General features: G+C 42.1%; 16 protein-coding genes. 13 read left to right on the top strand and 3 right to left on the bottom strand.

Features of this window, described 5'->3' with window-relative positions:
• Positions 1-57 precede the first annotated feature (57 nt).
• The 11 genes from L990_RS03290 to L990_RS03240 all read left to right on the top strand — a co-directional run bounded on the left by L990_RS03290 (position 58) and on the right by L990_RS03240 (position 9,080).
• Positions 58-861 carry a MotA/TolQ/ExbB proton channel family protein gene (locus L990_RS03290; RefSeq protein WP_047445573.1) on the top strand — a complete coding sequence of 268 codons (804 nt, stop codon included), beginning with the start codon at positions 58-60 and terminating at the stop codon, positions 859-861.
• 42 nt (positions 862-903) lie between these two features.
• Complete coding sequence (locus tag L990_RS03285; protein WP_047445521.1) at positions 904-1,518, top strand: ExbD/TolR family protein; 615 nt, start codon at positions 904-906, stop codon at positions 1,516-1,518.
• Between the two features lie 20 nt (positions 1,519-1,538).
• Positions 1,539-2,183, top strand: a complete 645-nt coding sequence (locus L990_RS03280) for an ExbD/TolR family protein (RefSeq protein WP_047445519.1) — start codon at positions 1,539-1,541, stop codon at positions 2,181-2,183.
• A 2-nt stretch (positions 2,184-2,185) separates the two neighbouring features.
• Positions 2,186-2,959, top strand: a complete 774-nt coding sequence (locus L990_RS03275; protein ID WP_047445518.1) for an energy transducer TonB — start codon at positions 2,186-2,188, stop codon at positions 2,957-2,959.
• Positions 2,960-2,969: 10 nt separating this feature from the next.
• Positions 2,970-3,203 (top strand): hypothetical protein, encoded by a 234-nt coding sequence (locus tag L990_RS03270; RefSeq protein ID WP_156121313.1) that lies wholly within the window; start codon positions 2,970-2,972, stop codon positions 3,201-3,203.
• Positions 3,196-4,152, top strand: coding sequence for a PstS family phosphate ABC transporter substrate-binding protein (locus tag L990_RS03265; protein ID WP_047445514.1), 957 nt, complete (start codon positions 3,196-3,198; stop codon positions 4,150-4,152). The genes L990_RS03270 and L990_RS03265 overlap by 8 nt, the downstream gene beginning before the upstream one ends.
• A gap of 10 nt (positions 4,153-4,162) precedes the next feature.
• On the top strand, positions 4,163-5,770 hold the full coding sequence (locus tag L990_RS03260; RefSeq protein WP_197057223.1) for a tetratricopeptide repeat protein: 1,608 nt from the start codon (positions 4,163-4,165) through the stop codon (positions 5,768-5,770).
• Between the two features lie 75 nt (positions 5,771-5,845).
• Positions 5,846-6,502 carry a MotA/TolQ/ExbB proton channel family protein gene (locus tag L990_RS03255; RefSeq protein ID WP_052180682.1) on the top strand — a complete coding sequence of 219 codons (657 nt, stop codon included), beginning with the start codon at positions 5,846-5,848 and terminating at the stop codon, positions 6,500-6,502.
• Between the two features lie 18 nt (positions 6,503-6,520).
• Entirely contained in the window at positions 6,521-6,922 is a 402-nt protein-coding gene (locus L990_RS03250; protein WP_047445510.1) for an ExbD/TolR family protein, read from the top strand.
• A gap of 508 nt (positions 6,923-7,430) precedes the next feature.
• Entirely contained in the window at positions 7,431-7,796 is a 366-nt protein-coding gene (locus L990_RS03245) for a hypothetical protein (protein ID WP_047445508.1), read from the top strand.
• 369 nt (positions 7,797-8,165) lie between these two features.
• Positions 8,166-9,080 (top strand): PepSY-like domain-containing protein, encoded by a 915-nt coding sequence (locus L990_RS03240; RefSeq protein WP_047445506.1) that lies wholly within the window; start codon positions 8,166-8,168, stop codon positions 9,078-9,080.
• Between the two features lie 50 nt (positions 9,081-9,130).
• Here L990_RS03240 and L990_RS03235 read toward each other — a convergent pair whose 3' ends face one another.
• Both L990_RS03235 and L990_RS03230 read right to left on the bottom strand, forming a co-directional pair.
• On the bottom strand, positions 9,131-9,466 hold the full coding sequence (locus L990_RS03235; protein ID WP_047445504.1) for a hypothetical protein: 336 nt from the start codon (positions 9,464-9,466) through the stop codon (positions 9,131-9,133).
• Positions 9,467-9,576: 110 nt separating this feature from the next.
• A complete protein-coding gene (locus tag L990_RS03230) occupies positions 9,577-9,978 on the bottom strand; it encodes a GlyGly-CTERM sorting domain-containing protein (protein ID WP_047445503.1) in 402 nt (133 codons plus the stop codon).
• Between the two features lie 234 nt (positions 9,979-10,212).
• Here L990_RS03230 and L990_RS03225 point away from each other — a divergent pair, with 234 nt between their 5' ends.
• Both L990_RS03225 and L990_RS03220 read left to right on the top strand, forming a co-directional pair.
• Positions 10,213-11,124, top strand: a complete 912-nt coding sequence (locus L990_RS03225) for a DUF3667 domain-containing protein (protein ID WP_197057222.1) — start codon at positions 10,213-10,215, stop codon at positions 11,122-11,124.
• 72 nt (positions 11,125-11,196) lie between these two features.
• A complete protein-coding gene (locus tag L990_RS03220; RefSeq protein ID WP_081981586.1) occupies positions 11,197-12,201 on the top strand; it encodes a DUF3667 domain-containing protein in 1,005 nt (334 codons plus the stop codon).
• Positions 12,202-12,267: 66 nt separating this feature from the next.
• On the opposite strand, the gene L990_RS03215 is transcribed toward L990_RS03220, so the two are convergent.
• Positions 12,268-13,122, bottom strand: coding sequence for an endonuclease/exonuclease/phosphatase family protein (locus L990_RS03215; protein WP_047445496.1), 855 nt, complete (start codon positions 13,120-13,122; stop codon positions 12,268-12,270).
• Positions 13,123-13,303 lie beyond the last annotated feature (181 nt).

Here is a 13,303-nt window from a genome sequence, read left to right as displayed (position 1 = left end):
GGGTATGAGCACATCTTCCTACGTCACTTTTTTATTAATTTCAATTACATAACAACCATGAAAAATTCAGAGCAAAAGAAGGGCTTCGGCTCTTTGTTTACCGCAATTGTAATTCCACTTCTTCTGGTAATTGCAATTCTTCTTTTCAAGTTCGTATTCGGAGATCCTAGCCACTTCCAAGGCGGAAATCCAGAGAATGCTCCAATCCCAGGTGACTTCTTTGGTATTATCTACAAAGGGGGATTCATCGTACCTATCCTTATGACCCTTTTGATGATGGTGCTAACCTTCACTATGGAGCGTTTCTTTACCATCACTCGTGCTAAGGGTAAGGGTTCTGCTGTAAACTTCCTAAAGAGCTTCAAGCAAAACCTTGCTGCTGGTAACCTAGATGCTGCAAACGCTGATTGCGCTAAGCAACGTGGTGCTCTTGCTAACGTTTGTGCTTCTGTTCTTAGAACTTACCGTGTAGTAGAAGCTGATAAGGTGATGACTAAGGAGCAAAAGATGGTTGCTCTTCAAAAAGATGTTGAAGAAGCTACTTCTCTTGAACTTCCTACTCTTGAGCAAAACCTAGTAATTCTAGCAACTATTTCGTCTATTGCAACTCTTATGGGTCTTCTTGGTACCGTAATCGGTATGATCCGTGCGTTCGCAGCGTTGGCAAATGCTGGTGCTCCAGACTCTGTTGCTCTTTCTTCAGGTATCTCTGAAGCGCTTATCAATACCGCATTTGGTATCGGTACTGCTGCTCTAGCGATCATTTTCTACAACTTCTTTACAACTCAAATCGACAAGATTACTTACAATATCGACGAAGCTGGCTACTCAATCGTACAAACATTCAACGAAAAGCACTAATAGCTGCATTTTATTGGATAATAACTTAAAAAGTACATTGACATGCCAAAAGTAAAAGTCGCGAGAAAAAGTACCTGGGTCGATATGACCGCGATGTGCGACGTGGCATTCCTACTGCTTACCTTCTTCATTTTGACATCAAACTTTATTCAAAAGGAGCTGGTACAAGTAGTAACCCCAACGTCTATCTCGGAGATTAAGGTCCCAGAAGTTAATGTAATGAACATTCTTGTTGGTAAAGACGGCAAGGTGGTTTTAGGCATTGACAACGAAAAGTACCGTAGGGAGCTTTTGGATAAAATCGCTAAGGCTTATAGCCTTACCTTTACCCCAAAGCAAATAGAAGCCTTCGGTCTATCAAACACCTTTGGTGTACCTGTAAACTATTTAGGTTCGGTTTTGGATATGAATCCAGAGAAACGTTATCATCCAGAAAACGTGATTGGAATTCCATCCGATTCAACCAACAATCAGTTTAAGGAGTGGGTAAGATATGCTCGTCAGGTGAATCCTCAGATTAAGATTGTAATCAAGGCTGACAAGGATACCCCATATAAGAAAATTAAAGATGTTCTTGGTACACTTCAAGGGTTAAACGAGAATAGGTACCAGCTAATTACGGGAATGGAAGAGGCTCCTAAATTGCCAAAATCCTAACCATAAACTACCGATAAAAAATGGCAGAAGTAAATACTGACAAAGGCGGTCATGAGAAAGGGAAACCCAAAAAGTTATCCACTCGAATTGACTTTACGCCTATGGTAGACTTAGGATTCCTTCTCATTACCTTCTTTATGTTGGCAACTTCTATGGCTAAACCTCAGACGATGGAAATTATGATGCCATCGAAGGAGAAAGTTAAAGATGACCAGCAAAATCAGGTTAAATCATCGAGGGCAATGACCATCCTTCTTGGTAAGGATAACAAGATCTACTACTACTTCGGAACAACCGAAAAGGGTGTTGATCCAAAGGTTGAGCAAACCACCTTCGATCCAGACGGAATTCGTAAGATTCTACTAGACCGCAACAAGGAAGTAAATAAGGCTATTGATAGCTTAAAGCAAGTAAAGGCAGAGAAGAAGATCACCGCTGAAGAGTACAAGGCTAAATTCTCTGAAATTAAGGGAAGCAAAAAGTCTGTAGTTGTGCTTATTAAGCCTAGCGATGTGTCGAAATACGATAACCTTGTAGGTATTCTAGACGAAATGAATATTACCAACATTGGTACTTATGCTATTGTTCCTATCACAGGATACGATACGGACCTTGTAGGTAAGACTTTTCCAGATGCATTTACCGAATCAACTCAAACTAAGTAGCCATGGCATCAAAAATTAACTTATACGCAAGGGAATGGTGCGAAATGGTCTTTGCCAATAAGAACAAAGAGTATGGCGCCTATGTATTGAGAAAAGAAGCGGATCACAGGCATCGTCGCTCATTCATTATCGTTGCAATAGGCTTTTCGCTAGCTACTGGTCTTCCTACTTTTATTAACAAGGCCATCAATGGTGTTCGCGAGCAAAATGTGGAAGTTAACGTGCTTAAGGATGTTAAAATTGAGCAAGTTAAGCAGCCCGAAGCTCCAAAAGAGGAACAGCAGCAGGTTAAGCAGCAAATCAAGTTTGTGCCACCTGTAATTAAGCCTGATGATGAGGTGAAAGAGGGGCAGGAAATGATGAGCAACGCTGTTTTGAGCGAAAATCTATCTGATGATCTTGCAGGTACGGAAGTAGTTGCTGAGAAAATCGAAGTGAAGGAAATTGCTCAGGAAGAGGAGCAAGTTTTCCAAGCGGTAGAGCAGATGCCTACCTTCCCAGGAGGTAATGAAGAGCTAGGAAAGTACCTAGGAAAGAACGTTGTTTATCCAGCATCAGCACAAGAGAATGGTATTCAGGGAACTGTTTATGTTTCTTTTGTTGTTGACAAGAATGGTAGAATTAGCGACGTTAAGGTACTACGTAGCGTAGATACAGAGTTGGACAAGGAAGCTATTCGCGTAATTAAGAGCATGCCAGCTTGGATTGCTGGAAAGCAGAATGGTGTTCCTGTAAGAGTTGCATTTACAGTTCCAGTAAAGTTCGTCTTACAATAACTTCTCAATAATGAAGAACACAGGCAATAGAAGGAAGTTTTGGTTTATGTTTGTCGGGTACTTCGGCTATGTAATGGTGCTGTTTTACCTTGTTTTAGGATTAGGTTTCTTGCTTACTTCGGTTTTCGAGGAGTTTATTTCTACGGGTATTGCACGCATTGTTCTCGGCATCCTTCTGGTTCTTTACTCTTTTTTTAGGGCTTTTAGAATATTTAAACAGGTAAAGACACAAAAAGATGAATAAGAGAAACATTGCCGTTGCCCTTATATTTTCGACAATTGCCGTGTTGCTTCAGAGCTGCGGGGGGTCTTCCAATAAAACGGGAGACACCCCTACTAGCGGCTCTGCAACAATCTTTGTAGATCAAACGTTTGAGCCCATAATTTCTCAGGAGGTTGCTGTGTTTGAAGGTATTTATACCAACGCAGAATTGAAGGCCAACTACGTTTCGGAAACAAGGGCGTTAAATGCGCTGCTAAAGGATTCAACTAGACTCATTGTTACTTCGAGAATGCTGACTTCCAAAGAGACAGAATTCTTTAAAAGCAAGAAGCTTTTTCCTCGAATTTCGAGAATTGCGACTGACGGTATTGCTCTTATCGTTAATAGTCAGAATAAGGACACCTTAATATCTGTCGATCAGCTAAGGAAACTTCTTATTGGAGAAGTTGACAGTTGGAGCCAGATTGGAACTGGAGCCGGTTCTGGTAAGGTGAAGATTATTTTTGATAATCAAACATCGAGCACCGTTCGTTACCTGCTAGATTCTCTTTGTCAGGGAAAAGACCTATCCGCTCAGGTTTCGGCTTTGACCAAAAATGAGGATGTGATAGATTACATTTCGAAAACATCGAATGCCATTGGTATTATAGGTGTTAGCTGGATTAGCAACCGAAAGGATTCGACATGCATGTCGTTCCTTGATAAGATTAGGGTGATGGCCGTTTCGTATGCTAGCAAGCCTTCATCTAACAATAGCTACCAGCCATACCAAGCATACCTAGCAACAAGGGATTACCCGCTTTGCAGGAATATTTATACAATTACTACAGACCCTAGTTCTGGTTTACCTACTGGTTTTGCCTCTTTTGTTTCAGGCGAAAAGGGTCAGAGAATTATTCTTAGAGCAGGAGTATTTCCCGCAACACAACCTGTTAGGGTGATACAGGTAAATAATGAATACCCACAGTAAACAAACAACCATGAAAACAAAAGGATATTTGCTAGTACTAATCGCTATGCTTGCCACCATAAGTGGTAATGTTTTAGCACAAGACTTTACGAAAGGTTTACTTTACTATAACGACGGTAACCATGTTTTGGCTAAAAAGTATCTTTTAAAGGAGCTAAACGGTTCTAACAAAGATCAAGCCTACTACTTGTTAGGGCGCACCTACCAGAAGCAGGAAATGCCAGACTCGGCAACTTACTACTTTCAAAAGGGAGTAGAAGTTAATCCTGAGAATGCATTTGCTTATGTTGGTCTTGGAGAGGTTGCCCTTTCTGCAGGTAACGTGAAGGCTGCTGAAGCTGCCTTTAGCAAGGCAAAATCAATTAGTAAGGAGAAAAAAAATCCAGCGCTTTGGGTAGCTCTTTACTCGGCATATGTTAATCAAAAAAATCCTGATTTAGAAACCGCTACCGAGTATCTGAATAAGGCAAAGAACATCAATAAATCTTTCCCTGGCATTTACATGGCAGAGGGAGACTACATGATGAACCAAGGTAAAATTGGCGATGCCGCTACAAAGTATGAAAACGCTATTTACTACGATAATGCAAGTAAGGATGCTCTTCTTAAGTTAGGACGAATTTATGTTAAGAGCGGAAACTACGAGCAATCATTGGAAACTTTCAATAAGCTTTACCAGCTAGACTCTACCTACTTCCCTGTTCACAAGGAAAGAGGTGAGGTATACTACGCTCAAGGAAAATTCGGAGAGGCAGCAAAATCTTACGCAAAGTTTTTTGCCGCTGCAGAGCCATCCTATAACGACCTAGTTCGTTATGCTTTAATCATGTTCTTCAATAGAGACTATGCCAACTCTCTAACTATTTTAAAGCAAGCTCAGGCTATTAATCCAAACAACCCTGTAGCAAATCGAGTTTTGGCTTACAACATGTACCAAACTGACGATTTTGCCAATGGCGTTAAGGTGATGGAAAAGTTCATGGCTACTACTAAGCCAGAGGATATCCTTCAAAGCGATAACGAATACTACGGACGCCTACTATCGAAGGTGGGGAACGATTCTCTGGCAATCAACTACTTCGAAAAGGCGGTGACACCTAAGAATAAGGTTTCTATGTATAAGGAAATCCAGTCGTCATACGAAAAAATGAAGCAGTATGATAAAGTGGTTGGTATTTACGACATGCTTTATTCTGAAAAATCGAATGTTTCGGCACAAACATATTTGGATTGGGCAAAAGCGAACTATTATGCAGGAACTAAAGAAGGTGTAGATACGCTAACTAAGTCAAAGTATCTGCATGCTGCAGATAGCCTATACGGAGTGTTTACAGAAAAGATGCCAGATAGCTATCTAGGTTATTTCTGGAGAGCTCGTATCAATGCTTCTTTTGACCCAGAGACTATACAAGCGCTAGCAAAGCCTTACTACGAAAAGGTGGTTGCTATTCTTGAGCCAAAAGCAGAAAGAAAGAAAGAGCTGATTGAGGCCTACCTATATTTAGGTTATCAAGCCTACTTGGCAAAAGATAAAGAAAACTCAAAGAACCTGTTCAACAAGGTACTTACGCTTGATCCTACGAATGTAACGGCTAAGGCCGCACTAGGAATTAAGTAATGTTTTCATGGTTGCACAGGCCATGCATCTGTATGGCCTGTGCTTTGTTTAAAGAATCAAATTTTAAAGTTAGTAATGCAAAGTCTCTTGGTGGCACAAATGCCAACAGCCGTAGTAAACGAAAACTACTTTGATATTATCATCAAAGGGGGCTGGATTCTTATTCCTATCGCTTTCCTATCGCTGATTGCCATTTTTGTTATTGTTGATCGCTATATCGTTTTGCACAAGGCAGCAAGTGAGGATGAGCGAGTTATTGCTCAGGTTAAGGATTATATTCTTAACGGAAAAACCGATTCGGCACTAGCTACGTGCGAACGATCTAACCAGCCCATTGGAATGGTGGTGGCTGAAGGAATACGCAGCATGGATTACTCTATAGAGGATATCCGTGAGGCAATGGAGGGGAAATCGCGCGAGGTGTTGAACATGTTGGAGACACGGATGAATATTCTTTCGCTAGTAGCATCTATTGCGCCTATGTTGGGCTTTTTGGGTACTATTATGGGGGTTATCAAGATATTTTATACCATATCGCTAACCGATAATTTGAGTATTGGATCCATTTCAGATGGTCTATATCAAAAAATGATTTGTTCCGCTGCAGGTTTATTGGTGGGTATCGTTGCTTTTATTGGATACCAGCTGCTTAATGGCAGAATTGATAAAATTGCAGCGAAGATGGAAAAACAGGGTAACGACTTTATTTTCTTCTTGAAAAGAGGAAAGTAGCTTCTATAAAATTGAGAGATGAAGGTCGAAAGAAAAAAGAAAGGAAACGCAATTGAGGTTTATACGTCCTCTTTAAGCGATATCATGTTCTTCTTACTGTTGTTTTTTCTTATTATTTCAACGCTGGTAAACCCTTCGGTAATTAAGCTTTTGCTGCCTAAAACGCAGTACGCCGAGCAGGTAACCGCGGAGAAAAATGTCAATATCAGCATAACAAAGGACTTGCAGTACTATTTTAACGACAAGCCAGTTCCTTTTCAAGACATCGAGCCTTTGCTCGTTGAAAGCATGAATGGGAATGTTAAGCTGACTGTAATACTACAGGCCGATAACAGTATTCCGCTTCAAAACGTGGTAGATATTGTTGGTATTGGCAACAAGTTAAAGGTAAAAGTAGTGCTTTCAGCACTCAAAGGATAAGGGCTTATAAATACTTTAGTTATTCAAGAATTAGTAAACTTTTACATGCTACAGAAAGGGAAAGCTGCAACTTTCCCTTTTTTTTATTTTTACAATATAGCAAATAATTTTAATCGCACTTAGATACTCCAGAAAGTAGCTTCTAGCAACAATCGTATGTTTGAAAGATATTGACGTGCTTGTTCACTTTTGGCATGCATTTAGCAGTACGTTTGTACTGCCGATACTCAAGTTTTATTGGCTTAGAACATAACGCTACAATTTTGTTGAAAATGACGCAAAGTAGGAGGAGACTATATTTTAGTTTTCTCCTATTTAATTAGATCTATGCTATAATAATTGCTTGTTATTTTAATAATTTGCAGTTTTGTTAAGCAGGGTGGTTTCCTGATTAGAATAGCACAGCATATTGGAATGCCAAATGTTATAATATATTTTGCGATACTATGCTGTTGGATATATTGCAAATGTTTTAAATAGGCGCTATTTATTTGTTAAATCTGAATATATGAGAAAAAGCGGAGTGATGGTTGCTGCAGTGGTTGTGATGCTCGCGTTAATGAGCAATGAAGGGAATGCGAAAGAAGCTCAAAACAGAGGTTTATTTAATGAGAATCTGGGGGATTGTTTTTCTTGTACACCCGAAAAGTGCGACGATCTGACATTAGATTGTCTTCCAGATAGTGTTCAGCGTGCGTTTAAGTATTCTATTTACGGAAGCTGGACTGTTGTAAAAGTTTCTATAGAAGAAGGCGATAAAGGGTTAGTCGAGTATCGAATAGAGGTAAAAAAATTTGAGGAGCGGAATCGCCTGCTCATCTATAATTCGGAAGGAAAGCTGCTTAAAAATTTGGAGCTAAAAAAGCGCCGTTAGCAGAACTTAGCGTATTAGTCTAATGAAGAAATAGTAAAAGGCTGTGGTTTATCTCCAGCCTTTTTTAGTGTCCGTGCTTTTCTACACACAAATAGGCAGAGTGTGGAAAAATATCCACATTGTTCGCATGGGCTAGGAGCAAATCACGTCCCTTAAAATTTTTTATGATCCTCTTTTTTTTAAAATCTATACAATTTTGAATGGGAAGCTACTGCCGATTTTGTTTTAAAGCATCTATAGGGTTCTTTTTTATGTGCTAGAGTTGGTTTATTGTTAAAGTTGCTATTAAATAGAGGTTTAACACTAGTTGGCACGACCTTCGTTTGTAAAATATAGACTAAACAAGGTTACTAATTTAAAATCGTAGTTATGAGAAAAGCAGGTGTGCTTGGTGCTGCTATTGTTGGACTTCTATTTATGTCCTGCAGCAAAGGTGAAGATGTTGGATCTCAAGATAGCAACACAAGTAATGAGATGGCGGTTAAGGCTGCATTTACCACACAGTTTCCTTCCGCAGCGAATGTAAGTTGGGGTAAGGTTCAGGAGTTTGATGTGGCAAAGTTTGTTCTTCCTTCTAAGTTGAAAAGCACATCGGGTGGAAGTCACAGCTGTGCTGCTTGGTATAAAGGCAACGGGAAATGGGAAATGACGGAAGTCGAGTTTACTTTTGATCAGCTCTCTGACACCATTAAAAAGGCCTTTACGGCTTCGGAATATGGCGATGGTACTTGGACTACCGTAAAGATTGTTCAGCTTAAAAAAAGCGACGGCACCGAGTTTTATAAGTTCGAGGTTAAGAAGAGTGGAGAGAATAACCGCCTTCTATACTTTAAGGCCGATGGAACCCTTGCTAAAGTAAAGGAGGTTAGTAGCCAATATCCCGATTGTGGCAACTACCCAACGGTTGTTCCTACCGAAATACAAGCTTACATTACAGCAAACTATCCAAATGCTACCGTAAAGGAGGTGATGAAAAGTTTCTGGGGGTATTGGGTTGAAGTTAAAGATGGAGCAATTGAGCGCAATTTATTTTTCAGTCCTACCTACGAGTTGATTATGCAGATGAGTAAGCTGGCGCTTGCCGATATGCCCAAAGCCGTGCAGGATGCTTTTCAGGCGAGCACCTATGCAACATGGACTGTAAAGTCGATTGAGAATTTTGAGTTTAAGGGAATGCCTTCGTACTACATTTTGAAGGTCAGGTTAGACAAGAAGAAGGCTACGCTAGTTTATACCGCTGATGGAAAACTTGTACAGGAACAAGCAAGCAAGTATCCATTCTAAAAAGACAATCCTAAAATAAAAGGGTCCATTTAACGGACCCTTTTTTTGTTTTAAGGGAGTCGGTCGCCAGGGAAACTTTTGCATGGATGCATTTCAAAGACAAAGATGCCTTCCTGTATGGCTGGATCATCTTTCATTAAACTTTCCGTGGTGGCCTCGTCTGTAGTAAAAATAGCAACCCCATTCAGCTCCGACTCGTCAAAAATGGGGCAGATAATAGGCATTAGCCCTTCGTTCTGGAGTTGTAGATTTCTAGCACCATGTTCCCAGATTTTTTGTTGGGCATTATCGTTCTCGATATTTGGCCCTGCCTTTAGGAGAACGAGCGTGTACTCTTTCATGGTGGCAAACTTTTGCTGCAGTCTTTCGCTTGTATTCTTATCCATATCAGACAGGTTTTAATACCTTCTTTTACGAAAAGAATTGGCTTAAGTTTATGAGCCAGCGGTACTGTAACGTAAAGTAAGAATGCGGCTACTCTATGCTAGCCTGTCGGCTACATGTCTATTTTGAAGCGGTTCACCTTGCGTCGGCGGATGGCCAGCAGGGGAAGAAGGGGAAGAAGCAGGAGCGGGATGGAGGCATGCTTGAGCACGACTACCTGCAAAATAACCGAGGTTGCTGCGAGCATTGCTACCAAGCTGTACGTGATGGTGTTTCTAACTGCTGGAAGTATGCACATAACCTTCCGTTGCCCAACCGTTAGCATAATTCGCTTTACGGCAATCTCCTCTTCGTTCTCGATTTCTACCATATAGTTTCCGGTAGGCAGCTCAAATACGGCCTTGTTGTTTGTGTAGGTTACGATTTGCTCCTTATATCCTCTTATTCTCACCAGATACCGTGCCGATTTATACAGGATGTTTTTGGGGAGTTTAATAATTAACTTATTCTCCATTTTACGTCACATTTTAGCAGCAGCCGCTACGTGAATTGCAATTCTGAGATTAATGGTAGTAGAAAAAAATCCAACAGGCAGCGCCAATTTCCTGCGTAAGGAATTAATCGCCACAATTTAAAAACAATCCCAATTCGTTGTTCTTTTATGGACAACTTTTTTGCGAAAGATTGGTTTTTATTGATATTTCCAACGCTTATGCTACTCCGATTTTTAAAATACCGAATTTTAAAGATGAAACGGCAAGGGAAGCAGTATCAACCTGCACCTGCGCCCTACACGCATTGCAAAAATTGTGGGAACGAGCTGCATGGCCATTTTTGCTCTGTATGCGGCCAGTATGCCATGGTCGCCAACCAGCCTTTTCGCGAATCGGTGGTGTCCTATCTGGAGAATAACTACTCGTTCGATCATAAGCTCGGCCATACGCTAAAGCTGCTAATCTTTCGGCCGGGGTTTCTCTCCCGCGAGTACGTTAACGGTAGGATTGCCCGCTACGTTCATCCTTTTAAGCTCTACTTTTTTTCGAGCATTCTGCTCTTTGGGGTGGCCATGCCGCTGCATGGCCCTACCGATAAGAAGGAGATTGCAGAGGGGCAAAGACCAGTTCTCGACACCTTAAAAACGCCAGTTGTTGTGCTACAAAACGGTATTACGGTGGGTAGCAGTAAGGATACGGTAGCTGCTGAACATAAGGCATCACCTCGGAAGGAAACAGCCTTGGAGAGGAGGTTTATCAAAAATTTGACAGGAGTTTCGAAAGATGAGCTTAACCAACGAATTCTGCGTTACATATCCTTTGCCGTTCTTTTTCTGATGCCCCTGTTTGGAGGGCTGCTTATGCTGATGTTCCGAAAAAGGGAGCGCTACTACCTCGGGCATCTGCTGCTCTCGGTGCATTTGCATGTGGTTCTATTCTTATCCATCATTGTCTCGCTGCTGTGGGATATGCTAATTGGGGGTGAGGGGAACTTCGATCTTTTTCTTTTTTTGGCGATGCTGATTTACTTTGTGCTAAGCCTATCTAACTTTTACCGCCTAGGGCTGCTTAAGTCTATTCTGAAAAGTTTTTTGCTTTTGCTTATCTATACCCTAATTTGCGGTTTTGCGGTGCTGGCTGTTGCCTTGGCTGCTTTTTTGGTTTAGTTAGCAATTTTTCCTCCTTTAACGTAAACAAATTAGCTATATTCACCAGCTTGTTAACGTTAATATAAACCTATGCCTTTCAGATCTCTTAAATACTACTACATCAGGCGGAAGCGTAAGCATCGCTATGTGCCCGTTACGCCACCCTACTCGCATTGTAAGAACTGTGGACACGAGCTTACGGGCATGTACTGCTCGGTTTGTGGCCAGTATGCGCATATGGAAAACCGCCCCTTTGGCGAATCGCTCATGCTTTACTTGGAGCACCACTATGCGCTCGACCATAAGTTGGGCAGCTCGCTATTCAACCTGTTCTTTAAGCCAGGGATGCTGGCTAAGGAGTACATGAAGGGACGTATTGAGAGCCACGTGCACCCTTTTAAGCTCTACTTTTTTTCGAGTCTCCTGTTGTTCGGATTGGTAATTGGCCTTTCTAAAAGCGAGATGATCTCGCATGAGGGGGAGAAGCCCATTATGGATACGACCTCCAATCCCACCAATCGTATGCTGGTAAACAGGCTCACCGACTCGCTCAAAACCCATAAAAAGGATCTTACCAAATCGCAGGTTGTGGCTATTCGCAACTCTATAGATAGCCTTGAGGAGGACATTAACGAAGTAAATGTTGGCATGGGTGATGGTTCTGTCTCGTTTGAGAAGAAGGTGGAGTCGGCGCTTACCAAAATGTCGAAGAATGAACTTTACGAAAAGTTTTTCCACTACCTATCGCTTTCCATACTGGTGCTGATGCCCATCTTTGCCCTGCTGCTGCTGCTGTTCTACCGAAAGAAGCAGAAGTACTATACCGCTCATGTTGTCCATTCCATCCATATCCATGTTACGCTATTCTTGCTTGTTTCGCTAAGCATCCTTTGGGATCATTTCTTCCCCAATGTGTTTTCGATAGAAGGATGGGTGATGCTGGCCTGGCTGATCTACTTTGTGCTTAGCTTATCTCGGTTTTATGGAGAGAAGAAGCGCAAGTCGGTGCTAAAGGGTGGTTTTATCCTTTTTATATACTTTTTTATAGCCATGTTTGCCGTGGTTGGGGTTTCGATAGCCGCGATTGTGTACTAAGTGATATAGCGCAAAAAAAGGCCCGCTAATGAGCATCTCGTTAGCGGGCCTTTTGCATTGTGGGGGCTATTTTTTGTACGATAGCGTCGATATTACGGGGTAGTGATCGGAAATAATAATGCCGTTACGCTTTACCTTCTCAACCTTATAGGTTAGCGCCTTAAGGTTGGGGCTAACAAAAATGTAGTCGATAATGTAATTCGAGGTGATTTTTCCGAAGTCGTTAAAGGTGCACTCCTTGTCGCCTGCTTGCGACTGGTCGGTTGCGCTGGTGCGGCTATCAATTAGGGTAGGCATTCCGCTCACCTTCTCGATGGCTACCTTGTAGGGCTCCTCGGTGGGCTGTAGGTTAAAGTCGCCGGTTACGATGTAGCGCTTGGCTCCCTGCTCCTTGATGAGCTTTTTGATGAGCTTTACCGATTCGGCTCTGGCCTTTTGTCCCATATGGTCGAAGTGGGTATTTACAAATAGCAGCTCCTGCTTAGCCTTTTTGTCGTAAAGCACGGCGTAGGTGGCAATACGGGTTAGGGCGGCATCCCAGCCAACGCTGCCCACTACGGTAGGCGTTTCGGATAGCCAGATGGTGCTGCTGCGTTTTAGGCTAAAGCGCTCCTTGTTGAAGAAGATAGGGGCGTACTCTCCCTGCATCTTTCCATCTTCGCGGCCAACTCCAACGTGGCTGTATCCCCGTAGGGCGCTATCAAGAAAGGCGATTTGCAGGTGTAGCACCTCCTGCATTCCAATAATGTCGGGTTTGGAGGTATTAAAAAAGTCGGCAACAATGGCCTTTCGGTTGGGCCAAGCGTTGGAGCCGTCGTTGGCCGTACCGTAACGGATGTTGAAGGTGGCTACCTTAACCTCCTTGCTGCTTGCCGATAGCGATACCAGCGCGCAGATGGCTAGTAGTAAAATATTACGCATGTGTTGTAGATTAATTTGCCCAGCAAGGTAGTAAAAAGGTGCCCTAGCGTGGTTGAAATAAAAGTTAAATAGACTACCAGTGCGCTTTCCCGAGTCTCAGTTTTTCGTACTGGAACTCCGGTGAGCTTTCCCGAGGCTTGGTTTTACGTACTGGAACTCCGGTGAGCTTTCCCGAGGCTTG

This window comes from Alistipes sp. ZOR0009 (assembly GCF_000798815.1).
Classification (GTDB): Bacteria; Bacteroidota; Bacteroidia; order Bacteroidales; family ZOR0009; genus Acetobacteroides.
This window is presented reverse-complemented; position numbering and strand designations above follow the sequence as displayed.